This window comes from Erythrobacter sp. S249 (genome assembly GCF_057364975.1).
The window spans coordinates 2,416,466-2,441,201 of the sequence record NZ_CP200287.1; the positions used below are offsets into that span (position 1 = coordinate 2,416,466).

Genomic DNA, 24,736 nt, shown 5'->3' on the forward strand with positions numbered 1-24,736 from the left:
CGTTTGCGCACACCGCATCAGCGGATCAGATGATTGCGTCCCCCACGCCGATCATCTGGCCGCGTGTAATCACAACCTTGTCGCCGCGCTTAGCGATGGCGAACAATTTGGCTGCGAATTCTTCTGGCACACCGACACAGCCGTGGCTGGCATAACCATTCAGCACTGGCGAGCCGTGAATGGCGATGCCATCCCAGGTCAGGCGCAGCGTGTAAGGCATCGGCGCGTTGTTATATTTCTCAGACACATTGTCCTTTTCCTTGGTCAGGATGGGGAACGTGCCGAGCGGGGTTGGGTGTGATTTGGTGCCAAGCAGAGCAACGGCGGTGCCGATTTCGTGGCCATCGCGAAATGCGCTGATCACGCGGGCATCAAGGTCAACCGTGATCACCAGCTTACCGGTCTTGGGCGCGTTGCTCTCGTCCCAGAACCACTCGCCATAGCGGATCGTGCCTTCAATCGGCAGGATCGAATTCACCACGAAGGGATCGTCCGGCTCTGGCGGAGGAGGTGGCACGTCTTGGATAATCTCGCGAGAAATCATGCGAGCTGCGGTTACACCCGCTTCCCGGCCAGCGGCGCGCGGCGTGGTTTCCGGCGCCTCTGAAGCGACCTCGCCAATTGGCGGCAGGCCAGCGGCGATCTCAGCGGCTGCTGGATCGTATGGGGCCGGTAGGCTCGGATCAATCACCAGCGATTCGCCACCAGTCGTTGGATCGATTGGGCGGATCGCCTCTTGAGCGGCGGCATCGGCCACTTGTTCTGCGGCCTCCGCTGCTTCAGCAGCAGGGGTCTGATCGTCGGCTAGGCTAGATGTGCCAGCAAGCGAAACGATGGTGATCGCGGCAGCAATGCGGGCGGATTTTATGAGTTTTAACATGCGGCGCATTATGCCGTAAACTTTCGTGAGTCGCTAGAGGCTAACGAAGGCGCGTCCCTTCGCGAGACGGTCCCCATGCGAAAGTGTTAACGGCAGGGCGAGTGTTAGCTGAATTGTGGTCGCACTCCCCCGCCGTTTCCAGATCACCCATGGGCGCCAAATTCGTTCGCGATGGCCGTCGTCAGCCTCAGCATCAGATTATACGCGCGCTCGATTGGATCGATGTAATCACGGCCAATCTGCGCATAGCCTTCGTTATCGCCATCAGGATAATCGCTCGCCGCATCGACAGCGAAATCTTCTGGTTGAGGGAAAGAGGTTGGGAAGGCGCGGCGCAGCTGTGCCAGCGCGTCTTCAATCCTGAGGCTGAACACCATCTCCAGCACATCATCGCGGCTGATATCATTCGCGCGGCTAAAGGCCGGGATCGAGACGGCACGCAGGAAAATATGCTGCATCAGCGCGAGGCGTAGGGCCTGCGCAGCGCCGATGGTGCGGCGGGTGTTCTCACGGTCTTCCAGCGGTGCTTCATCCGGGATCAAATCGAGCAGGCGGTGGAATTTAAGCGCGTCAACGCGCAGGCGCGAAGCGAGTTTGCGGAACACTCCGGTGCGGTCATCCTTGGTGAGATATTCGGCCAATGTCTCGCACGCGGCAGACAGATGGCTCTCCGTGCCGCGATAGGGCCGGCTGGCCCAATAGGCGGAGTTGAACAGCTCCCCGTGGGCGGCAACCGTCTTGATGCTGGCAAGCGCATTGGAGGCGCGCGCCAAGCGGATCAATTGGCGTCCGCGCGGGCTTTCTTTGATCAGGGCGGCCAGCTCTTCATAATTGCCATCCGCCGCGCTGCCGATGCCGGAGATGATGTTCACCGGATAGCCGAGCTGTTGCAGGATCGAATTGTGCGGAATTGCGCGGATCTGGCGCAGCGACATGTCGCGATCCGCCGAGAGGTCAGACTGACGGCGAGAAACGCGGCTGCCGGTGGAATTGAGCAGGCCCAAGCCGAACGCGGTGACCGCGCGCGAATAGGTCTGGCTGCGCAGATGCTGGCGTTGGTTCGCGCGGATGGCGCGGTAGAAATCCAGACTGATATCGGTGCGGCTGTAGAATGGATCATCGGCCGCTGCCGGATCATTGAGCGGCGCAGTCGCAATCCGGGTCAATGTCGCGCGGGCGAGCTCTGGCGTGGCGAAGAACATGTAGCCATCGCCGCCCTGGAAACTGACCTCAGGCTCCAGCACGATGTCTTTCGCTGCAAAGCGGCTGCGCGCCCACGGGCTGAGCGGCCATGCGAGCCGGTCGTCAAAGCCGCTGGGGTGCGCGCCGCGGCCCATGCTCTCACCGTGGGTGTTGAAGATGAGCGCGGAGACATCATTGAGGCCGTTTTTCGCCATGGCCTGCGCCATGCGCCCTTGCAGCCGTTCAATCGCAAGGCTGGCAGGGATTTGACCGACGAACCGGCCTGCATCGGAGAAACCGGTCTGAATGCAGACCCGGCCGCGCGTGCGGGCATAGGCCTGATATTCCGGCTCAGCGCACAGCGCCTCTAGGAAACGTCCGCCGTGCTCCAGCGCGCTTTCGGTCTCAAACAAAGGCGAGACGTCGACTTTGTCCTCAATCCCGAACAGTTTTGAGAAATAGAGCGCGGCGAGAATGGTGGAGGGCTGCTCGCATTCCGCGATGAGCATGCGGATCGGGGTGTCGGCATCCACAGAGCCGAGGATTTGCGCCATCGCGAGAAACTGCCGGATCGCCGTTGAGCTTTCGATCGCGAGCGATGCGAAATTAGTGCGCAGCGGCTTCACTTCGCCCAGCAGTTTGCGCAGCGTTGCCATGGCGCCCTTGCTGGCGAGATCGAGCGTGTTGTCCGGATCAATCCGGCGGCGGATACCGTTGTGAAGCTGTTTGGCGTTCACGCGGAAATGCACATGCGCCATGCCTAGGCCGTCGGCGCGCATCGCCGCCGCCAGCGTTTTGAGCGCAACGGCATGTGCGGCTTCAGCTGTGCTGGCTTCGTCTTCGAGCTGCGCAATCAGGGGTTTGAGCGACAGCAGCTTGGCCGGATTGTCAGCGGTCAGCCGGTTCGCCGCGAGCGAAAGCGCCTCTGGAGAGCTGAGATCGCTGGTAAACTCGCGCGCGCTGAGCGCTGCGTGGTTCTGAGCGTCGCGCAGGGTCTTGATCAGGCTGTGTTCGCCATCAATCGCGGCCAGACTATCAGCATAGCGGCCCAGGCGCTCGGCTTTCTCGGCCAAGCGGAAGCCGATGGAGGTGTACCATTTGATGTCGGTCCGCCCGTCCATGTCATACCCGACCCAGGTGGCGAAGCGGAACGGCACGGGGGCTAGCTCTTGCCATTGGTCGGGCCAAGTGCCTTGAGCATGGCTCAGCACATCGCTGACGATGGCATCACGCGCATCCTGCGCATGGCCGATGGCTCGCATCGCGCGGTCATGCTCATATTGCAGGGTGATCGCTGGGCGCTGGGTGCCGGTCACGCACACTTCTTTGCCGATATCGCCATCGCGGCCGGCGGCTGTGGCCACCGCGTCTGATTGCTCTGGTGTCAGCAGGAAAGTCGGGTGCGCGGTAAATACGGCGTGCAGGCTGGGGTTTTCCCAGCGCGCTCGCAGCTCGGCAAAATCGCTCGCCCCTGACAGGCTGTCGCTAAGCGCATCGCGGTTCGCCTCTTTGGAAATGGGCGAGACCAAGCGGCGTAATCGCGAGGCGCGCGATTGCAGGCTGGCGCATTCCAGTTCAGCGACCATGCTCTCAAGCTCATCGAGATTGACATTGCCGCCTTCGAGTGCGCGCGACAGGTCCAGCCCCAGCTGGAACACCGGATTAAACAGCGGCGTCTCGCGCGTCTGCTGGTGCAGATCGCTCAGCCGGGTGTGGAGGTCGGTGACGGATTTCATAGGTTTGGTGTTCACAGGTGTTCTCTTGCAAATGCGGTTGCTGCGCCGAGCAGGCCAGGTTGCGGATGGCTAACGATTTTAACTGGGATGCTGGCCATCAATTCTTGATAGCGTCCCTTGTGACGGAACCGGCCAGCAAAGCCAGAGGAAGCGAGCGTTTCGCGAATCCGGTAGCCAAGCCCGCCCGCGATCACGACCCCGCCAAAGCCGCCTTGGGCCAGCGCGATATCGCCGGCTACACTGCCCAGTGCCATGCAAAAGCGGTCAACGGCGGCGGCGGCAAGGCTGTCTTCACCCGATGTGCCCTTGGTCCAAATTTCGATATCATCGCACTCGGCAACCGTGCGGTTCTCCAGCGCGGCAAGCGTTTGATAGATATCGACAATACCGGGGCCGGAGACGATCCGTTCCACTGACACGCGATTGTGCCGCTTGCGCAGCCGGGCAAGGATGGCGTCTTCAATGGCGTCCACTGGAGCGAAATCGAGATGACCGCCTTCGGTTGCCTGAACGCGGAATTCCTCGTTCTCCCCGCGCCATAGGTGCGCAACCCCCAGACCTGTGCCTGGGCCGATCACGCTGAGCGTGCCGGTCGCGCTAAGCGGCTGCTGCGGCCCGGTGAGGTGCACAAAGTGCTCCTCTGGCAGGCGCGCGACCGCATAGGCGACCGCTTCAAAATCATTGACGATGGTATGGCGCGTGGTGCCCAGTTTCTCATTCACCAAGTCCGGGCGGATGATCCAGGGATTGTTGGTGAACCGGATCACCTCGCCGGTAATCGGCCCAGCAATCGCCAGCGCAGCATTGTGAGGCAGAGCGCCGCCAGAGCGGGCCCGGTAATCCTCCCAAGCGGTCTGGAAGCTGACGTGGTCGTCGGTGTGGAGCGTGGTCGGCTCGCCCAGCGCAATTTGGCCGTCTGCCGAAACGCTGGCGATGGCAAAGCGCGCATGCGTGCCGCCAATATCAACCGCAACGATATCCGTGCTGCTCATGCGTTACAGCCCAGCTGCGGCGAGCATGGCGGAGGCGCCTTGCTCTGCCCCGTCAGCCTGATTTTGCAGCATGCGGAACAGCTCGCGGCCCACGCCGTGTTCTTGCGCTGGATCGGCGGCGGGCGTGCGTGCCGAAAGGTCGGCCGTGGTCGACAGCTCTCCGGTCTCAGCGCAAACGGTGATCACATCGCCATCTTGCAAATGGGCAAGCGGTCCGCCGCCTTTGGCCTCTGGCGTGATATGGATCGCGGCGGGCACTTTGCCGCTCGCGCCCGACATCCGGCCATCGGTGACCAATGCGACCTTGTGACCGCGATTTTGTAGCACGGTGAGCGAGGGGGTAAGCGCGTGCAGCTCTGGCATGCCATTGGCGCGTGGCCCTTGGAACCTGACCACAACCACAACGTCGCGGTCTAGCTCGCCCGCCTTAAAAGCGGCCACAACATCGGCCTGTGTTTCGAAAATGCGCGCTGGTGCGGTAACGGTCCAGCGTTCGCGCTCCACTGCAGAGGATTTGAAGCACGCACGGCCGAGATTGCCGGTCAGCAGCTTCATGCCGCCATCGGGCTGCACCGGATCGCTCGCCGGGCGCAGCATGTCGAGATCGCGGCTTTCGGGCACATCGGCCCAGCCCAACTTCTGCTCAGCGTCCAGTACCGGCTCGGCGGTGTAGGCCGCAAATCCGCTGTCCCACATGGTCAGGATATCGCCGTGGCAGAGACCCGCCTCCAGCAGAGTGCGTGCAACATAAGCCATGCCGCCCGCCGCGTGGAACTGGTTCACATCGCCGGAGCCATTGGGATAGACCCGCGCGACCAAGGGCACGACGCTGGAAAGCTCGGCCAAATCATCCCAATCAAAAATGACGCCAGCGGCCCGCGCCATCGCCGGGATATGGATCGCGTGATTGGTCGAACCACCGGTGGCGAGAAGGCCAATCGCGGCGTTGATGATCGCCTTTTCATCGACTACCTGCGCCAATGTGCGTGTCGTGGTGCCGGACAGCTCCGCCAGGCGGTGCATCGCTGCGCGGTCCAGCTCCTGACGCAATTTCGTGCCCGGCGTGACGAAGGCTGATCCGGGCACATGCAGCCCCATCATCTCCATCATCATCTGGTTGGAATTGGCCGTACCATAGAACGTGCAAGTGCCGGGCGAGTGATAACTGCCAAGCTCGCTTTCAAGCAGGGCGTCCCGGTCAACCTTGCCCTCGGCATAGAGTTGGCGCGTTTCCTGCTTTTGCTTGTTCGAAATGCCTGATGGCATCGGGCCAGACGGCACAAAGATCGTGGGCAGATGGCCAAAGCGCAATGCGCCGATCATCAGGCCGGGCACGATCTTATCGCAAATGCCGAGGCAGGCGATCCCGTCATACATTTGGTGCGACAAAGCAACGCCGGTCGACATGGCGATCACATCGCGGCTGAACAGCGACAGCTCCATCCCGTCTTCGCCCTGCGTCACGCCGTCACACATGGCGGGCGTGCCGCCAGCAACCTGCGCGGTGGCGCCGACTTCGCGGGCGTAGATCTTCAGCCGGTCGGGATAGCGGCCATAGGGCTGATGCGCGGACAGCATGTCGTTATAGGCGGAAACAATGCCGACATTCGGGCCGCGCCCGCTCTTCATCGCGTCTTGATCTTCCAGCGCGCCGGCAAAGGCGTGGGCTAGGTTGGAACATGCCACATCCTTGTGCTCAGGCCTCCGGTCGCCCTCGCGCTTCATCAGTTCCAAATAGGCCGTGCGGCTGGTGCGCGAGTTTTCGATCACCCGCTCGGTCACCCGGTGGATCACATCGTTGAGATTACTCATGCCAGCTCACCCCATCGCGTTCGGTCAGGGCGATGGCGCTGCTCGGCCCCCAGCTGCCCGAGGTGTAGGTCTGCGGTTTGACCCCGGCGGCTTCCCAAGCGCTGCGGACTTGATCGACCCATTGCCACTGCGCCTCCACTTCGTCGCGGCGCACAAACAGCGTCTGCTCGCCTTGAATGAGATCGAGCAGCAGGCGCTCGTAAGCGATCCGGCGGTGCTGGCCGACAAAGGCATCAGGCATGGCAATGTCGAGCGGCACTTCGCGCAGGGAAATGCCGTCTTGGCCCAGGCCCGGCACCTTCGCCATCAGGGACAGCGAGATGTTTTCCTCTGGCTGAATGCCAATCACCAGCCGGTTGGGCAGCATGCTCGCGCCCATACCTTCAAAGATGGAGTGCGGCACGCAGCGGAATTTGACGACAATTTCGGTCACGCGTTCAGGCAGGCGTTTGCCGGTGCGCAGGTAAAAGGGCACGCCCTTCCAGCGCCAATTGTCGACATGCGCCTTGATCGCGGTGAACGTCTCGGTGTCGGAATCCTTACCCAGCTCGTCATCATAGCCGGGTACAGCCTCACCGCCGATGGCGCCTGCGCGATATTGCCCGGTTACTGTCTCGCTGGCCTGCACTTCGCGAAGGGCACGCAGCGCCTTCACCTTCTCATCGCGGACCGCGGTCGCGTCAAAGCTCGTCGGAGGCTCCATCGCCACCAGCGCCAGCAATTGCAGCATGTGGTTTTGAACCATATCGCGCAGCGCACCGGCATCGTCATAAAAGGCAACGCGCCCCTCTAGGCCGACAGTTTCGGCGACCGTTATCTGGACATGGTCGATATAGTTCGAATTCCAGATCGGCTCGAACAGGATATTGGCAAACCGCAAAGCAAGCAGGTTCTGCACCGTCTCCTTACCAAGATAATGATCGATGCGGAAAATCCGGTCTTCCGGGAAGGCATCGGCCACCGCATCATTGATAACGCAGCTGGTGGCGAGATCAGTGCCAAGCGGCTTTTCCAAGCACATGCGGACATTTTCGCCCGTCAGCCCGGCGTGTTTCAAGCCGGCAATCGTTGGGCCAAACAGGCTGGGCGCGGTGGACAGGAAAATCGCCATGCCGGAATCGCTGGGGCCGGCCTCGTTTACTTTTTCAGCGAGCGCGTCAAACCCATCGAGCGTGTTTGCATCAAGCGCTTGGTAAGATAGGCGATTGAGGAATGCGGCCATTCCGCCGCGCCGTTCGCCTGGTAGATAGGTTTCCAGCGCTTCACGCGCCAAATTGCGAAATTCCGCATCGTCCATGTCGCTGCGCGCGGTGCCAATGATCTTCAGATCAGGTGACAGCAGCCCGTCGGCGTCCAATGCACACAGGCTCGGCAACAGCATTCTGCGCGACAAATCGCCGGTTGCGCCGAACAAAAGTAAGCGATCAGCAGAGAGCTTTGGCTCAGGCATGCGTATGTTTCTCCCGCGTGCCGCAGCTATGGATTGCGGCAATTGGGTTCTAGCGCGAAGCGCAATGCTCGGCCATAGGTTCGCATAGCTATTCAATTGGGCTATTCAATTGCGCTATTCAGGTGTTTAGGCGGCTGGTCTAAAAAGCGAACCGGGAGAGAGAGATGGATCCTGCGCGGCGGCAATCGCGGGTCACCAGTTTTGACGTTGCAGAGCGGGCGGGCGTGAGCCAGTCGACGGTGTCGCGCGCGCTATCTGGCTCTGCCGTCATCAGCGAGGCGACGCGCAGCCGGGTTCTGGAGGTGGCGAGCGAGCTTGGCTATTTTGTAGACGAGCGCGCCGCGCGGCTGAGGCGCGGGCACACCGGCACTTTGGCAGCGGTGGTAATCACCAAACCGGGCGGCAGCGCCCGCGATGTGAACCCATTTTCCTATGCGCTGCTGGGCGGGGTTTGCGCCGCGGCGGCAGAGCGCGGGCTGGAAGTGCTCGTGTCGCTGCAAGGGGACGAGGACAAGCTGTTCGGCAATTACGTTGAGCGCGGTCAAGCGGAGGGCCTGATCGTGATCGGCACCACGCTGAACCGCCCAGCATGGGAATATTTCCGGGGCATTGGTGAGACGACCGAGCTGGTCGCTTATTGGGGCTCGCCCCTTGGCGATCTCGACTGGGTTTCGTCTGACAATGATGCGGGCGCGCGTATGGCGGCGGAGCATTTGGCCGGGCAGGGGTGCACGAAGCTCGCCTGCATCGGCTCGCGCGGCGGCACTCAGCGGCAGTTTGCAGAGCGCGCGGATACGTTTCTCGCTCACGCAAGCAAGCTCGGCCTAGAAGCGCAGCTGGTTGAAATCGGCGATGAAGATGATCGCCATGATCAGGGCCGCGCGGCGGCAGAGCGGTTGCTGGAAGATGGCATCGCGGTGGATGGCGTGTTTGCGGTTTGCGATGCGCTGGCCTTTGGCGTGCTGGAGGCGCTCAACGCTGCGGGCCGGAAAATACCCGAAGAGATCAAGTTGATCGGCTTTGACGGTTTGCAGGCGGGCGAGCTATCCAGTCCCACGCTAACGACGATTGAGCCAGATTTGGATCAGGCGGGGCGCTTGCTGGTTGAGGCAGTAACCTCTGGCGGGCCGCATTCCGGGATACGGCGAGTGCCGGTCAAGCTGCTGAAACGCGGAAGTTCGTGAGTGAGCGGCGCAGGTGGCGCGGTCAGGGTGAAAAGCCCTAAACCCGGCTGACCTCGACTTTTGACGATAAAAACTGCGCTGGGCCGAACGTCGTGAGGAAACTCACATCGGCCGCATCGCGCCCGACCCCGATAATCGCTATCTCCGATGGTTTCGCCATGCCGGTCGCATCGACCAGATGCCATGCGCCGCGTGCTGGCTCATCAGGATCAGCGAGAAACACCTCAGCCACTGCATGAAAATCCTGCGGGCGGACGTCCGGGCCATAGCAAGCGGCATAGCGCGCCGGGATAAGAGACGCCCGCGCCAGCGCGATCAGCACGTGCGCATAATCGCGGCACACTCCTTGGCGCGCAACGAAGCTATCGGTGGCCGTTGTCAGCCCGCCGCTTGAACCCGGCTCATATCGCATGTTTTCTGCTAGCCAGCCTTCGATCGCAGCAATTCGAGCGCCCCCCGATGTGCCGGAAAACTCTGCCTCGACGAAATTATGAAATGAGCCGGCGGCGCAATAGCGCGAATCGAACAGATATTGCGCCGCCACGCCGGTGATGGATCTGGCGGCTAGCTGAGGCATGGCGGTAAGCTCAATCGGCCTACGCTGCGTTTCGACCTTGGCGCGGTAGGTGGTTTCAAACTGCCCGTTGCTGCTCACCCAAATGCGCGTGCCGATCCCATCATGCGCTGACACCCGCGTGCTCGCCGCCTCGTCTGTCATGTCGACACTTTGCGAGAGGATCCGCTGGCCCGGCAATTCTGCAACCTCAAATTGCAGCAGGGCATCGCCCGGCTCGTCGAATTGGAAAGTGAAGGTCATATGGATGTCGAGGGGCATAGGTCACTCAAGTCTGGCAGGCACATTTGTTCCTCAAACACGCGTTTTTTGCGCTCTTTTAGGTCCAATTGTCCCATCTGGGATATTCAGCCAGCCCGCCTCTGCTTCTAGCCCGCGCCCAGCAGCCACAACCAGTGGCCGTTTTGTCCGGGGAGGGCAAATGTTCCTACCGGAATAGATTACAGGGGTTCGTATCCATGAAGAAATTTTCCATCACCGCTGCCGCTATGGCGGCGCTCTTCGTCGGCTTTGCCGCCGCGCCTGCTCCAGCAGAGGCTGGCCCGTTCGATAAGATCACCAAGAAGGTGAAGAAGGTCAAAAAGAAGGTCGATCAGGCTGAGGACGTCGTCGAGACAGTCGACAATGTGCGGAACGGCGGATCTGGCGGCGGTTTCGCCAATCGCGGCAGCACGTCCAACTCTCCGCGCACTGCGCGGGCTCCTGGCCATGTTGGCGGCGCAGGGGCTGCTCCGGCAAAATACACCGGCCAGCTGCAATGCGCGAACCTGGGCCTGGGCGATGCCTTTGTCGGCCGCCAGGGCACATACACCTTTAGCCAGGGAATCAGCACAGAGGAGCGCACTGGCCTGACCGAGCGCACCAATGTCAGCCCGCAAAACGGCTGTTTCTTCCCCAGTCTTGCGGTTGGCGATGTGCTCTATGTCGAAGTTGATGCGGCCAAGTATAAGAAATACGACTATAAAATTCAGTGCGTTTCCTATGATGGCTCTGAGCAGCTTGGCAATGTCCAGGGGCCGAAAATCAACAATTACAAGGGCAAGGACGTGATGCTGCACAGCGGCAATTCGCTCGGCTACACGCCGACGGCGAGTGGCAGCAATTCCAACCGCTCTGGCGCTTATGACAAATATCTCGCCAAGCGCGGGCGTCAGATGATCACGTTCAACTTTGAGTCTCTGCACACCGATAAGTCAGGCACGGACTTCTATTGCCAATGGTTTGACAAGAATTCTGGCAAGAGCGCGGTGGCCTTTGCCTATCGCCGCGGTCCAGCGGGCTAAACCCAGCAAGCCTAGTGAAATGAGGCGCGGCGGGCGAACAGCGTATTCGCCCGCCGCATCGCAAGCCTTTTAATCATCCAAATCAGCACAGGAATATTCAACTCATGAAAAAGACATTCACCATTTTCGCCGCCAGCGTTCTCGCCATCGGCACCGCGCCTGCGGCAATCGCGCAAAGCTCCTCCAGCGAAGTTTCGAAAAACGGCTCTTGCCCCACCGGATTCAAGGCTTCGGGATCAAGCTGCAAATCATCTAGCAAAGTTGCGCTTCCCAAAATCGGTTCATGCCCGACCGGCTTCAAAGCCTCGGGAAACTACTGTGTCGGCGGTAAGGGAGATTATGCAGAAATCCGCGATGGTAGCTGCCCAAGCGGAACGAAGACATCAGGCAAATATTGCGTGAAGTGATTTTCCCCAAACTGCGACCCTTGGGGAAAGGGCCGCGTCTTTTGCGAGGCGCGGCCCACATTCCCTCGGCGCATGGATGCTGATGCCCGGGCACGCTTCAACTTGGCGAAAACCATTTTGCAGCTATGAGGCGAGGCTTGATGGCTGACGAACGCGAAACCTATGTCGATCGCATTATCCGCGATGCCTATGCCACCATGGGCAAGCCTGAACGCGTGCTTTCTTTGTTGGAGCAAGGGGAGCATCATTTTGAGGCGGGGCAAGAGGACGTTGGCAGCGCGGATCAGCATTTCGTCGAAGCGGGCGAGCTGATTGACGAAGTCTCGACGCTGACGGGCAGCGATTTTGCCAATTTCGTGCTGCCTGATGTGTCGCCCAGCGGGGCGGAGCTGGTCCTGGATCGCTCCCAAAGGCTCGTTTCTTTCGATCCAGAGGTCTTTACCGGGCCAGAGTTGGAAAGCGGCCATCCAGCGCCGGACTGGCTGTGGGATCCAACTGAACGCAGCGAGGATTTGCGCCGCATCCGAGAGACAAAATTGGGCAGTTCCACTGGTTTTCTCCGGCTGTTTACCGCGCCCGACGATGATCAGGGCCGCTGGTTCAATGTCGAAGCTGGCGCAGGGGCGCAGGCTGAGCATGTTCATTTCAAGCTGATCCAGTTTCGCTGGCAAGAGGCGAGCGGCAACCGTTTTCGCGAAGCGCTCGGCCTGACTGAAACCGAGCTAGCCCTGACCCGGCATTTGGTTTCGGGCGGAAATGTGCGCAGCTTTGCGGAACAGCGCGAACGCTCGGTTGGTACGGCTCGCAATCAGCTCAAGGCGCTGCTGCGCAAGTTGGCGATCAATTCTCAGCAAGAGTTGTTGATGCTCTACACCGGCTTTGCCCATTCCCTTCGTTTGATTGACGAGAGCGAGGGGCCAAAGCGGCATTTCTGCAGCCGGATATTTCACGAAGAGGATGGGGACCGCATCGCGTGGGAAGAACACGGCGATCCCAGCGGCGATCCGGTGCTTTACTTCCATCCCTTCTTTGAGGGCGCATTGTTCACCGCTGAGCAGGACGCGGCCGCGCGCGAGGCAGGGCTGCGGGTCATCGCCCCGTGGCGGCCGCTCTCGGGCGAAACAACCGGGCGATCAAAGCGGATCGAATTGGTGCGAGAATTTGCGCGCCGGCTTGATCCGTTCCTTGAGGCGCAAGGGATCACTGAATGCGCCGTCCTCAGCGCCACGGCGGGCACGCCCTTCGCGCTGGGGTTTGCTCAGGCGACGCAGGTGAAGGTCAGCGGTGTTGTTTTGGCCGGACCCTTGGTGCCGTTCCCCACGTGGGCGGACATCGGCATGGTCGATATCGGATACCGCCGGGCGGTACAGATGACGCGGATGGCACCGGCCTTTGCGCGGATATATATTCGCGCGACCTTGGCCGGCTCGCTGCGCGGCGAATTCGACAAATTCATCGACGATTTTTACCGCTCCAGCCCGGATGATAGGGCCTATTACAAACGGCCCGAAATCCGCGAGATGATCCGCCAATCGGGCACTTACACCTTCATAAAGACGCTGGACGGCCCGACCGAGGGCGTGATTATCGAGGCGTTTGACTGGAGCGAGCTGTGCCGTGGCATCGTACCGCCTGTGACCATGGCAATCGGCGCGAATGGTGGGTTTGTCAGCCACGAAAACTATCAGAAATTTGCCGACAAATATGGCTTCGCAGTGGATGCAGAATTCCGCCGCTCTGGCCAGTTGGTGATGCACGATGACCCGGTCCGGGTGTTTGCGCATGTGCGGCGCGAGATTGGCAGCTAGCGGAACGGCGCGGCCTACCCTCAGCAAAACCCCCTTTCGTTTCAGAATAAGTGCGGTAGCTTAAAGGCACGCGATTCTTACGAACAGGGGAGGGCGCTTTGGCTGTTTGTCCGTATTGTTCTGGTGGTCAGATCGATCAGGGATACCTTGATTGCTATAGTTGTGGCGGAACTGGCCACGGTGGACATACGAACCAAGCCTGTATGGCCTGCAATGGCAGCGGCACCGGCGGGCGCGATATGGTCACTTGCTGGAATTGTCACGGCGCAGGAACGGTGCCGGATCCATCGCCTGCGCGCGGCTCTGCGCCTACGAAAAAGCGCGGGGCAAAGCCTGCCAAGGCGCGGCAACAGGCCGCCGCTCACAGCTCGGCCAAGCAATGGACTGCCGGCAATTATGTGTTCTTTGGCATCACCTACCTGCTCTCGCTTGGCTATCTCTCGGATAACTCAGAGCTGGAGGGATGGCCGCTCTATCTCGTCCCGCTGATCCCGGCGGGGATCGTCGGGTCCTATTGGAAGCAGCTGTTCGTGATCGCGCTGATCATTGGCGGTCTCTATATCTGGGGATCGAGCCAGAGTTAGAGACTTAGCGTTGCGCGATTACGCCGAACAGATCGTGCGCATCGGCCTCTTCAATCACTGCGGTGACGATGTCGCCTTGCGCCACGTCGGCTGGGACATTGCGCAAATGCACTTGTCCATCGATTTCAGGCGCATCGGCCTCGGACCGTCCGCTTGCGCCAATGTCGCCGTCTTCATCCGGCTCACCGACCTCATCGATGATCACTGGTAGCGCGCGGCCGACTTTGGCGGCTAGCTTGGCCGCGCTGATCCGCTCGGTGACTTCCATCAGCCGGGCATAGCGTTCTTCCTTGATCGCCTCTGGCACCGGATCAGGCAGAGCATTGGCCTGCGCGCCTTCGACCGGTTCAAAGCGGAAAGCGCCGACGCGGTCGAGCTGAGCCTCTTCCAGCCAATCGATCAGATATTTGAAATCGTCCTCGGTTTCGCCGGGGAAGCCGACCACAAAAGAGGAGCGGACCGCGATGTCTGGGCAGATCTCGCGCCATCCCTGCAGCCGCTCAAGCACTTTGGCCTCGTTCGCCGGGCGCTTCATGCGCTTCAAGACTGAGGGCGAAGCATGCTGAAACGGGATATCGAGATAGGGCGTCAGCAGCCCCTCGGCCATCAGCGGGATGACCTTGTCGACATGCGGATAGGGATAGACATAGTGCAGGCGCACCCACGGCGTGTGGCCCGATTGCGTGCGCAATTGGCCAAGCTCGCGGGCGAGGTCTGTCATATGCGCGCGCGGCTCGCGGCCCTTCCAGGGCTTGGTTTCGTGGCGGGTATCGACCCCGTAAGCGCTCGTATCCTGGCTGATAACGAGCAGTTCATTTGTGCCTGCTGCGACCAGCTTTTCCGCCTCGCGCAGCACCGCATCAATCCGGCGGCTCGCAAGCTTTCCGCGCAGATCCGGGATGATGCAGAAGGAACAGGAATGATTGCAGCCTTCAGATATCTTGAGATAGCTGTAGTGACGCGGCGTCAGCTTGATGTCGTGCTCAGACGGTTGCGGGATTAGATCGATAAAAGGCCCTTGGCTGGGCGGGGCGTGCTCGTGCACGGCCTCCACCACCTGCTCATATTGATGCGCGCCAGTGACGGCCAAAACTTGTGGGTGAGCCGCGCGGATTGCGTCCGCCTCCTCGCCCATGCAGCCCGTCACGATAACGCGGCCGTTCTCGCTGATCGCCTCGCCAATCGCGGCCAGGCTTTCTTCCTTCGCGCTGTCGAGGAAGCCACAAGTGTTGACCAGCACTACGTCCGCGCCGGCATAATCGGGCGACATAGCATAGCCATCGGCGCGCAGCCGGGTAAGGATGCGTTCGGAATCGACGAGCGCCTTGGGACAGCCGAGCGAGACCATGCCGACGCGCTTCTGGTCAGCCACGGGCTTTGGCGATGCAGTGAAGGTGGGGGCGTCTGTATTCATATCTGGCCGCGCCCCTACACGGCTTGCCGGTGATGTGCCAGCGCAACTGGCCCTGCCGGGGCCTTTAACGGCCTAGTGCGCGTCACCATCGGTCTCGCCGTTGATGCTTGGGACGATCTCAACCACGATATCGCCCGGCTGCAAGTTTTGGCATTCGTCTTCCCAAAAGCCGATTGCCCGGCCGCCGCGATAGACGCGCAGGCCGCGCCCGCCGGTGCCCAATTCCTCGATTGAGCAGCCGCATTCTTCCTCGGTTACGACCCGTTCCACCAACTGCACCCGGCCATTTACAGAGGCGAGGTCCGCTAGGTAATCCGAGATATGAGCGCCGCGTGCAGAGCCTGCGAGCAGCAGGCCGGTGAAGCGCACCGGGTTGATCACATTGTCTGCGCCCGCTTGCCGCGCGAGCAGCTCGTTATCATCCGCGCGCACGACGACGCTGATCGGAACTTTCGGCGCGAGGTGCCGCACGGTCAGCACGATCAGGATTGAGGTATCGTCCCGGCCAGCGGACACCAGCACGGATTGCGCAGTGCTCACCTGAACCGCGTTCAAGGTCTGGTCGCGGGTCGCATCGGCGTTCATCACATTGACGCCGAGCTTTTCCGCTTCGACCAGTCGGTCCTCGCTCGGGTCGACGACCACGATATTGCTGGGCTCCATCCCGCGCTCGATCAGTTCGGTGACGCTTTCAGAGCCGGAAACGCCAAAGCCGAGGACGATGACATGGTTCGAGAGCTTCTCTTGAATGCGGTTCATGCGCCACTTCTCCCAGCTGCGCTTGATGATAAAATTGTAGGCGGTGCCCACAAAGATGAAAAACACGGCAAAGCGGATTGGGGTAACGATCACCGCTTCGACCAGCCGCGCGCGGTCTGTCACCGGAGCGATATCGCCAAAGCCGGTGGTGGTGATCGAAATCATGGTGAAATAGACGATGTCGAGAAAACTGACCTCGCCATCGACGCTGTCGACCAATCCGCCGCGATCGAACCAGTGGATCATAACCACGATGGAAATCAGCAGCAGCGCCAGACCCAGTCGGATGCCCAAATCGCCCCACACGGGGATTTTGACCGCGCGTCTTAGCGGGCGAAAGCCAGACTTGCGCCGCTTGGGCGCATCCTTGGGAAACAATGTGTCGAGTTGCTTGGCCATGCCCCGTCCTGCGCCCTTATTCGGCGAATTTCCCCGCTAGAATGTCGAGCGACGAATAATGCGTCAAATCAAGCTGCAAAGGGGTAACGGCAATGTAGCCATCGTCAATCGCCTCCAGGTCGGTGCCGTGGTCCAGCGTGTGCTCAATCGCGTGCAGGCCGAACCAGAAATAGCGGTTGCCGCGCGGATCACGCCCCTCGACAATGCTGCCGCGTGAGTAATCGTGAAAGCCCTGGCGGACCACACGAATGCCTTTGATCGCGTCGGCTTCGAGCGGCGGGAAATTGACATTGACCAGCGTGCGTTCTGCAAACTGCACATCGAGCAGCGGCTTGATCACCCTCGCGCCCCATTCCCGGGCTGCGGCGAATGGGGCGGCGCTTTCCATGCTTTCGCGCGAGTAAACCTGAGACAGGGCGATGGAGCGAATGCCAGCTAGCGCGCCCTCGATGGCGGCGGAGACTGTGCCTGAATAGGTGATGTCATCGCCCAGGTTCGCCCCGCGATTGACGCCGGACAGGATCAAGTCGGGCGGGCCGTCCATCACTTCGCGCAGCGCCATCATCACGCTGTCGGTTGGCGTGCCGGTGACGGCATAGCGCCGCTCGCTAAATTGCTGCAGGCGGACTGGCTGGTTGAGCGTCAGCGAGTGGCCAGCGCCGGATTGTTCCTCTGACGGGGCGCAGACCCAAATGTCGTCCGAAAACTGCCGCGCGATTTCTTCCAGCACCTCAAGTCCGGGCGCATGAATACCGTCATCATTGGTCAGCAAAATGCGCATTAAGCGGCGGGCTCCAACTTGGTTACGCCGCCCATATAGGGATGCAAGACCTCTGGAATAAGGACGCTGCCATCGGCCTGCTGATAGTTCTCCATAATCGCCACCAGCGTGCGGCCCACTGCGAGGCCGGAGCCGTTGAGGGTATGCACAAACTGCGTCTTCTTTTCGCCTTCAGGGCGATAGCGAGTGTTCATTCGCCTCGCTTGAAAATCGCCCGTGTTGGAGCAGGAACTGATTTCGCGATAAGCGCCTTGTCCTGGCAACCAGACCTCCAGATCATATGTCTTGCGCGCGCCAAATCCCATATCGCCAGTGCACAGCAGCATCTTGCGATAAGGCAGGTTTAGTTTTTGCAAAATGCTCTCAGCGGCGCCGGTCATGCGCTCATGCTCGGCCTCGCTATCCTCCGGGCGGACGATGCTAACGAGTTCGCATTTCTCGAATTGGTGCTGGCGGATGAAACCGCGCGTGTCCTTGCCGGCGGAGCCAGCCTCGGACCGGAAGCATTGGGTGAGGGCGGTCATGCGCATAGGGAGCTGAGCGTCGTCAACAATTTCGCCCATCACGGATGCAGTCAGGGAGACTTCGGCGGTTGGGATGAGCCAGCGACGTGTTAGAAATGCGCCATCGATCAATTCGGTCGCATCTTTCCTGAATGCTGAATCTCCAAAAACTTCCGGATGCTCTAGAGCCTTCTGAAGAAGGTTGATTGAATTGCTCGCCCAAGTTGGGGGAGCAGTTTGAAAACTATCCTCGGCGAACTTTGGCAACTTGTCCGTTCCATACATCGCCGCATCATTGACTAAGACCGGCGGCGCACATTCAGTGTAGCCAAACTCGCCGGTTTGCTCATTGAGCATCCATTGTCCCAAAGCCCGGTGCAGGCGTGCCACCCCACCGCGCAAGAAGGTAAACCGCGCACCGGAAACTCTCGCTCCGGTCTCAAATTCCATGCCTAGCGCCGGGCCGATATCGGCGTGTTCTTGCGGGTCAAAATCAAAGCTGGGTTTTTCGCCCCAAGTTGAGACTTCAACGTTGTCCTCTTCGCTCTCACCGCGTGGCACATCATCAAACGGCAGGTTCGGAATGATGTCGAGCGCAGCCTTCAGCTTTTCGCCCAGCTCGCGGTCTTGCTCTTCCAAAGCGGGCAGCGTCTTTTTGAGCTCGCCAACTTCGGCCTTCAGCGCTTCCGCCTTTGCGGTGTCACCTTGGCCCATCGCTTGGCCGATGGCTTTGGAGGCTTCGTTGCGGCGGCTTTGCCCCTCTTGCAGCTTGGTCGCGACCGCACGGCGTTCTTCATCCAGCGCCACAATGCTGCGTGCGACAGGTTCATGCCCACGGCGCGCCAAATTGGCGTCAAAGGCGTCGGGATCGTCTCGGATAATTCGAATATCGTGCATGGGGCCAGCCTATGCCCGCTTGGTTGGCCAAATTCCAGTGCATATGCGGACAAGTGCTCTGCCCTAGGTTGCGCAGGGGTTCAAACCGGCTAGACCAAGGGTCTGACGTCAGATCAGCGCTGCGGGGCAATTGCGGCGAACAGGGGCAAAAATAGAGGGCTACCTCATGCAGCACGGACGGGTCGCGCCTCCGCAACGAACCGCATTTATCGCCGGGCTCAATCGCCTGCTCGGCGCGGGTGAGCGAACGGGCGTTCTCGCCCCAGCGCGTTTCAGCAAAGATGCACTGATGGAGACGGCGGCGCGCAAGACCGGCCTCAGCGATTTTGGCGATCCATGGTTTGAGCGGCCCTTTGAGGTGCTGTTGGATGCAGTGCGCGGCGAGGCCCGGCTCAATCTGGCGGGCCAGCACAGCGCGGTGCAGCAATTCAACAAAGTGCTGACCGACCGGCTGTGGGCGCAGCAATGGTTTGACCGTTTCCCAGAGATATTGGAGCGACCAATCCCGCGCCCGGTGGTGATCGTCGGCCCCATGCGTTCCGGCACCACGCGGCTGCACCGGCTGCTGGCGAGCGATCGGCGCTTCACCCATATGCGCAGTTTTGAAACGATCAGCCCAGTGCCGCGCCCGGATTTTGAGGACGTGTTGGCGGGCAAGGCGAAGGATTTTCGCCCAGTGCTTGCGCGGCGGATCATGAAGGTCGCGCGGGCGGCCAATCCCCGCACGCTCTCGATCCATCCGACCGGGCCGTATGAGCCCGAAGAAGAGCTTGGCCTGCTTGTCTCCAGCATGTGGGGCATGAAGCACGATGCGCAGTGGCAAGTGCCAAGCTATTCCTCATGGTGCGCCAAGGAGGATGCGACGCCGGCTTACCGCCATCTCGCCAATCTGCTGCGCTTGATCGGCTGGTCGCAGCAGGCTTCTCCGCTGCGCCCGTGGATATTGAAGACACCGCAGCACATGCTGGATCTTCCCGCTTTGCTGAACGTGTTTCCTGATGCGCGCCTGATCTTCACCCACCGTGACCCCAGGAGCCTGGTCGGCAGCGCCGCCTCGCTCGCCTGGAACCAGACGATCATATATTCCGATTCTGTCGATCCAGCCCGCATCGGGCGCGATTGGCTAGCCAAGACCGAGCAGCAGATTGAGCGGATGCGCGCGGCGCGTGAAGGACTTGATCCCGAGCGCATGATCGATGTGCAATATGAAGATATGGACCGGGATTGGCGCGGCGAGATGGAACGCGTCTATCGCTTCCTCGATCTCGATATGGCTCCGGCTGAGGCCAAGATGGCGGACTATCTGGAGCGCTCAAAATCCCTGAAACGCCATCCGCATGTCTACCGGCTGAGCGATTTTCAGGTAAGCGCGGATGAGGTGGCGGAGCGCTTTGCCGATTATGTCCGTGCCTTCGATGTGCCGACTGGCGGTTGGGGCGAGGGCATGGGGTCTCGCACCGGCGCAAACGCAGCAGCGGCGCCGATCCAGAAAGAACGACGCCGCCGGTTTGGTTGAGAGCTGGGCGAACAGCCACTCACCATTTGACGCAGGCCATGCGCGTTCCCATCTAAAGCCCCATGGCAAAACCGGATTTAAGCGAAGCAGACGTCAGTGCGATCATCGAAATGGCGCTGAGCGATCATATCAGCTTCGCCACGATAGAGACCGAATACGGCCTGTCCGATGCTCAGGTGAAAGAGCTGATGCGGTCCTCGCTCAAGCCCTCCAGCTATCGCACTTGGCGCAAACGTGTGCGCCGATTTGGCGATCGCCGTGAGACTTACAAATAGGCTGATGCCTGACGGATCGGGCAGAACTTGACCTTGAAAATGTGGGAGGCGAATAAACGCCGCCTCCCACACTCTCCTGATTTAGAAACCGAACAAGACGGTAGCGCGCGATCCAATGCTGCCATCGCCGGTGTTCCCGCTGACCCCAGCGGCGAGATAGACATCTTTCGCGATTTCCCCGGCGAGGTTGCCGGCGAAGGCTTGCTCTCCGCGGTAATTGGCGACTGAGAACGATAACGAGAGCGATTTGCCCGGCGCAATCGCTGGACCGCCCATGGCCATGGCCGCTGCGATCCCGCCCGACAGGCTTTCGTTGACGTCTTCGAGACGGAAGCTGAGGTCTTGCACCCGTCCGCTAAGCGCATCGAACTGAGCGGTGGAGACCTGCGCGACGGCGTTGAGCGCCACCCGCACATTGTCGACCGAGGCGGCTGTCGCCACGCTCTGCCGGCCCAGTGTGCCATTGGCATCCACTGTCACAACGTCCACCGGACCCTGCTGAGCCGCCGTGCTGGCGTCGATATCGCCGATCCGCACGGATGATCCCTCTCCTCCGAGCGCCACTTGGTTGGCTGCCGTAGACGCTGCCTGAAAACCAACCGCAGTCGAGTTCACATGCGTAACGCTCGCCTCACGGCCCACAGCTGTACCAAACTGCGCGGTGACCTCGCTTGAGCTGCCCACCGCTGTGCCAGCGCTGCCGCTGACGTTTGCTTGAAAGCCCACCGCAGCCGCTGAGTTGGCTGTGTCAGTAATATTGACGCCTGCACCGATGCCGGTTGAGAAAGCGCCTTCAACCCGCGCTGAGTTGCCAATTGCGGTCGCATTGAGCGCGCGGGCTTGAGACCCCGTACCAAAGGCCGATGTCCCGTTTGAGGTCGCCACAGAGCGTGCGCCAACAGCCGTTGCCAACGCGCCATTGGTCCGCGCCCGCGCCCCAAACACTGACGCCTCCTGACCAATCGCAATCGTCCGCTCACCCAAAGCCGTCGCGCTCGCACTGCTCGCCACCGCATCCGCACCAAGCGCAATGGCGGCAATTCCTGTTGCTCGCGAGCCTGCTCCATCGCGGTTGGCGTCTGAGCCGATTGCTATTGCATCTTGGCCAGAAGCCTCGGCGGAAGGGGTAACAGCTTGTTCTGATTCAGCGCCAATCGCAATCGAACGCACCCCGCTGCCCAAAGCCCGTGTGCCAACAGCAATAGCGCCATCGCCATCAGAGAATGCTGCGTCACCTACAGCCAAACTCAATGCGCCCTGCGATCTTGCAGCCTCACCAATGGCAATTGCATCACTTCCTTCTGCACTCGCTCCCGGACCGGTCGAACTCACTGCAAAATAGCTCAGCGCAGCCGTATTGATATCGGCTATGGATCGTGCCGCAGCCGCATCAGTGAGCGCTTGCGTTGCATCTGCTTGAGCAGCGGCAGCAGCGCCGCTGACCCCAGAAATGGCGGTGTTTAACTGCCCCAGATTGACCGCATCGGTGTTGGCCGTGCCGCTTGCGACATTCGTAATTCGGCGCTGAACCAGCTGGCTTCCAACAGAGACGCTGTTCGCTTCATGAGCAAGCGAACCATTGCCAAGCGCCACCGCATTGTTTGCAGTTGCGCTAGCGTTTGTGCCGAGGGCCGTTGAATCAAAGCCTGTCGTGCTGCTGCCGCTGCCCACAGCCAATGTGTTTGTAGCTTGCGCGTTCGCGCTAACACCGATCGCTACTCCGTTACTTCCCGTCACGCTGGCATTGCTGCCAATTGCAGTGGCGTTGGTTGCGGTAGCCGAAGAGCTGCGACCGATCGCGGTCGAATCCGCTCCGGTAGCCGTCGCCGCCACTCCGCAGGCAAGCGCAGTGTCATCACTATTGGAATTTGCCCCGCCGTCGTCGTCGAAAAGGATGCCGAGAAGACCATCATCGTCGCGGTCGAGGAAGCAGTCGTCGGCACGCGCTGTGTCCGCAGAGCCTATTCCTACGGCGATTGCTCCCAATGCGGCGGCTGTCATCAATGTAAAACGCATAATTCTACTCCATCTTCGGCCGATGGAGGCAAATCGCCATTCGCAGTTGCAGACGGAATTAAGCGGAGCGTGAGAAACCCGCCGTTATTGCCTCCAGTATTTGGCCCTCCAAATCCAGATTAGAGGCCAGGCAATAATCTGCTAATGTGGAGTAATATGGTAAATAGACCCTCCGCACCAATGCGTATTAAATCCAATAATGAACCAATAGTCATATTGGAGGATGGGGCGTTTACTTATAAGCTAAGTATTATTATCCGAGCAGGTTGTTCTATTAAGCCTGCGTTACAATACAGTGCTAGAGTCGGATTGATCGTTGCGGTGTGCGCAAGTTAGTCCGTGAACAGAGCCTTCAGCATTGCCAGAACGCCTTGGCTCTTACTGCTGGATGCGGCGTTGGGCGTGGCTGGGCATTCGAGGCAATAGGCCTGGACGCCTGCTGTGCCGGACAGGCGTTCAACATCGCTGGCGAGCTGACCAAGCAAAGCGCCGCGTTTCCGCGCGGCCATAGCGAACAGATCGCCGCCGCGCGCGCCGGAGGCGTCCGGGCTGGCGCTGGTCAGCATCTGACGGATCAGCGAATCATATTGCGCGGTGCCCGCGCCGAGGAAGCGCGCGCTATAGCCGTCTTCTTCAAGCTCAGCCTCGGCCGCGACCCAGGCAAGCGCCTCTTCAAAACCGCCGAACTGGTCGACCAGTTTAAGCTGACGCGCGGTCCCGCCGTCCCAGACGCGGCCTTGCGCGATCTCATTAACGCGCGCTGTGTCCATTCCACGCGCCTTACCAACCCTTTCGAGGAAATCGGCATAGGTGTCTTCGACTGAGGCTTGCAGGATCGCATCCACCTCTGGCGTCAGGCCGCCGACAAGGTCAGGCTGGCCAGAGAGCGGCGTGGTGCGATAGCCATCAGCGTTCACGCCGTATTCTGCCGCGGCGTCTTCAAAGGTTGGCAACACGGCAAAGACGCCGATTGAACCGGTGACCGTTTCTGGCTGAGCGAAAATGCGGTCGCCTGCGGTCGCGACCCAATAGCCGCCACTGGCCGCGACATTGGCGAAAGAGATCGCAACCGGAATGTCGTTCGCGCGGTGGCGCTCAATCGCAAGGCGGATTTCTTCCGATGCTAGCACGGAGCCGCCGGGGGAATCGACGCGCACGACGAGGCCAGCAAGGTCATCATCCAGCGCCTCATCAAGGATACGGGCAATTCGCTCTCCACCAGCGGTGCCGGGGCCGGCGTCGCCGTCGACGATCTCGCCAGCGACGGTAACAACGCCAATAGATTTGCCGGAGGCGGATGGAGTTACGTCAGCCAGGAATGGCGCGAATTCTGCCGTTGCATAGGCGCCGGGTTTCTTGCTCCAAGCGTCTTCACCGGCGAGTTCAGCCACGCGCTCACCAAAGGCAATCCGGTCGCCCAGCTTGTCGACGAGGCCCGCGTCGAGCGCGGCCTTGGCCAAGTCGCCTTGTGAAGCGGTGACCCATTCGACCGGATCGCCGGTCACTCGATCGAGGTCGAGCGAAGGACGGGCTTTCTTGACGTTGGCCTGCCATTCTTCCCACATCGCCCCGTACAATCCGGCGAGGTTTTCGCGCGCTTCATCGGACATGGAATTGCGAGAGAAGGGTTCTACCGCCGACTTGAACGTGCCGACGCGGTAAATGCGGGCGTTGATGTTCAACCGGTCTAGCAGGTCGCCGTAATAAAGGTTGCTGCCACCCGGGCCGGCGATCATCGCGCCGCCCAGCGGGTTGATCCAAACCTCGCTGGCATGCGCGGCGAGGTGCATGTGGTCATCGGCATATCCGAGTGCGTAGGTGAGCACTGGCTTTTCCGCTTTGCGAACGCGGTCCATCGCCTCGCCAATGGCTTGCATGTGGACCTGACCTCCGCCGACAAAAGAGGAAAGGTCGAGCACAACCGCCTTGATCCGCTCGTCGGTTGCGGCCGCGTTAAGCGCAGTGACCAGATCGCGTGATCGGTGCTCGGCAACGGGGGCCTGGCCGCTGAGGAAGGTTTGCAGCGGGTCAATCTCAGAGCGTTCTTCGACGACAAAGCCATCAAGCTCGATCAGCAGTGCACCCTCGCGCACTTGGCCTGGGCTTGGGCGGGCAGAAAGCACCGCGAACAGCGCCATGAAAAACAGCAGCATGAAAATCAGCACCAGCCCGTCTTTGACACCGACCAGCAGTTTCCAAACCTTGCCCACAAAACTCATGAATTTTCTTTCAAATAGCCTGGCCACCCGCGCCCTCCACCCTTCCACCCGGATTCTCTCCCGGT

General features: G+C 60.6%; 19 protein-coding genes. 6 read left to right on the forward strand and 13 right to left on the reverse strand.

The annotated features are described in order from the left end of the window. Positions 1–25: 25 nt before the first annotated feature. The 5 genes from AC0V6V_RS11435 to zwf form a co-directional block, all read right to left on the reverse strand. Positions 26–880, reverse strand: coding sequence for a L,D-transpeptidase family protein (locus AC0V6V_RS11435; RefSeq protein WP_486165500.1), 855 nt, complete (start codon positions 878–880; stop codon positions 26–28). Between the two features lie 143 nt (positions 881–1,023). Beyond that, positions 1,024–3,798: a phosphoenolpyruvate carboxylase gene (locus AC0V6V_RS11440; protein ID WP_486166394.1), complete on the reverse strand. Its 2,775-nt coding sequence runs from the start codon at positions 3,796–3,798 to the stop codon at positions 1,024–1,026. Between the two features lie 11 nt (positions 3,799–3,809). Next, positions 3,810–4,790 carry a glucokinase gene (gene glk / locus AC0V6V_RS11445; RefSeq protein WP_486165501.1) on the reverse strand — a complete coding sequence of 327 codons (981 nt, stop codon included), beginning with the start codon at positions 4,788–4,790 and terminating at the stop codon, positions 3,810–3,812. Positions 4,791–4,793: 3 nt separating this feature from the next. After that, entirely contained in the window at positions 4,794–6,602 is a 1,809-nt protein-coding gene (edd, locus tag AC0V6V_RS11450; RefSeq protein ID WP_486165502.1) for a phosphogluconate dehydratase, read from the reverse strand. Beyond that, on the reverse strand, positions 6,595–8,052 hold the full coding sequence (gene zwf / locus AC0V6V_RS11455; protein WP_486165503.1) for a glucose-6-phosphate dehydrogenase: 1,458 nt from the start codon (positions 8,050–8,052) through the stop codon (positions 6,595–6,597). Before zwf ends, edd begins: the two co-directional genes overlap by 8 nt. Before the next feature lie 164 nt (positions 8,053–8,216). Here zwf and AC0V6V_RS11460 point away from each other — a divergent pair, with 164 nt between their 5' ends. Continuing rightward, positions 8,217–9,236 carry a LacI family DNA-binding transcriptional regulator gene (locus AC0V6V_RS11460; protein ID WP_486165504.1) on the forward strand — a complete coding sequence of 340 codons (1,020 nt, stop codon included), beginning with the start codon at positions 8,217–8,219 and terminating at the stop codon, positions 9,234–9,236. A gap of 37 nt (positions 9,237–9,273) precedes the next feature. On the opposite strand, the gene AC0V6V_RS11465 is transcribed toward AC0V6V_RS11460, so the two are convergent. Beyond that, positions 9,274–10,071, reverse strand: a complete 798-nt coding sequence (locus tag AC0V6V_RS11465; RefSeq protein WP_486165505.1) for a transglutaminase-like domain-containing protein — start codon at positions 10,069–10,071, stop codon at positions 9,274–9,276. Between the two features lie 197 nt (positions 10,072–10,268). Here AC0V6V_RS11465 and AC0V6V_RS11470 point away from each other — a divergent pair, with 197 nt between their 5' ends. Continuing rightward, a complete protein-coding gene (locus AC0V6V_RS11470; RefSeq protein ID WP_486165506.1) occupies positions 10,269–11,093 on the forward strand; it encodes a hypothetical protein in 825 nt (274 codons plus the stop codon). Positions 11,094–11,190: 97 nt separating this feature from the next. On the opposite strand, the gene AC0V6V_RS11475 is transcribed toward AC0V6V_RS11470, so the two are convergent. Then, on the reverse strand, positions 11,191–11,394 hold the full coding sequence (locus AC0V6V_RS11475; RefSeq protein WP_486165507.1) for a hypothetical protein: 204 nt from the start codon (positions 11,392–11,394) through the stop codon (positions 11,191–11,193). A 246-nt stretch (positions 11,395–11,640) separates the two neighbouring features. Between AC0V6V_RS11475 and AC0V6V_RS11480 the strand changes: the two genes are divergently transcribed. After that, a complete protein-coding gene (locus AC0V6V_RS11480) occupies positions 11,641–13,308 on the forward strand; it encodes a bifunctional helix-turn-helix transcriptional regulator/alpha/beta hydrolase (RefSeq protein ID WP_486165508.1) in 1,668 nt (555 codons plus the stop codon). Between the two features lie 203 nt (positions 13,309–13,511). Next, positions 13,512–13,892: a hypothetical protein gene (locus tag AC0V6V_RS11485; protein ID WP_486165509.1), complete on the forward strand. Its 381-nt coding sequence runs from the start codon at positions 13,512–13,514 to the stop codon at positions 13,890–13,892. A 4-nt stretch (positions 13,893–13,896) separates the two neighbouring features. On the opposite strand, the gene rimO is transcribed toward AC0V6V_RS11485, so the two are convergent. The 4 genes from rimO to serS all read right to left on the reverse strand — a co-directional run bounded on the left by rimO (position 13,897) and on the right by serS (position 18,645). Beyond that, positions 13,897–15,306 carry a 30S ribosomal protein S12 methylthiotransferase RimO gene (gene rimO, locus AC0V6V_RS11490; RefSeq protein ID WP_486165510.1) on the reverse strand — a complete coding sequence of 470 codons (1,410 nt, stop codon included), beginning with the start codon at positions 15,304–15,306 and terminating at the stop codon, positions 13,897–13,899. Between the two features lie 72 nt (positions 15,307–15,378). After that, the gene (locus AC0V6V_RS11495; RefSeq protein WP_486165511.1) at positions 15,379–16,464 is read right to left on the reverse strand and encodes a potassium channel family protein; all 1,086 of its coding nucleotides are present in this window, start codon (positions 16,462–16,464) and stop codon (positions 15,379–15,381) included. Between the two features lie 16 nt (positions 16,465–16,480). Then, complete coding sequence (gene surE, locus AC0V6V_RS11500; protein WP_486165512.1) at positions 16,481–17,245, reverse strand: 5'/3'-nucleotidase SurE; 765 nt, start codon at positions 17,243–17,245, stop codon at positions 16,481–16,483. Further along, positions 17,245–18,645, reverse strand: coding sequence for a serine--tRNA ligase (gene serS / locus AC0V6V_RS11505; RefSeq protein WP_486165513.1), 1,401 nt, complete (start codon positions 18,643–18,645; stop codon positions 17,245–17,247). The genes surE and serS overlap by 1 nt, the downstream gene beginning before the upstream one ends. 166 nt (positions 18,646–18,811) lie before the next feature. Between serS and AC0V6V_RS11510 the strand changes: the two genes are divergently transcribed. Beyond that, the gene (locus tag AC0V6V_RS11510; RefSeq protein WP_486165514.1) at positions 18,812–20,161 is read left to right on the forward strand and encodes a sulfotransferase family protein; all 1,350 of its coding nucleotides are present in this window, start codon (positions 18,812–18,814) and stop codon (positions 20,159–20,161) included. A gap of 62 nt (positions 20,162–20,223) precedes the next feature. Continuing rightward, positions 20,224–20,436, forward strand: a complete 213-nt coding sequence (locus AC0V6V_RS11515; protein WP_486165515.1) for a TIGR03643 family protein — start codon at positions 20,224–20,226, stop codon at positions 20,434–20,436. Between the two features lie 81 nt (positions 20,437–20,517). On the opposite strand, the gene AC0V6V_RS11520 is transcribed toward AC0V6V_RS11515, so the two are convergent. Then, positions 20,518–22,452, reverse strand: a complete 1,935-nt coding sequence (locus AC0V6V_RS11520) for a hypothetical protein (RefSeq protein WP_486165516.1) — start codon at positions 22,450–22,452, stop codon at positions 20,518–20,520. 332 nt (positions 22,453–22,784) lie between these two features. Beyond that, positions 22,785–24,671 carry a signal peptide peptidase SppA gene (gene sppA, locus AC0V6V_RS11525; RefSeq protein ID WP_486165517.1) on the reverse strand — a complete coding sequence of 629 codons (1,887 nt, stop codon included), beginning with the start codon at positions 24,669–24,671 and terminating at the stop codon, positions 22,785–22,787. Positions 24,672–24,736 lie beyond the last annotated feature (65 nt).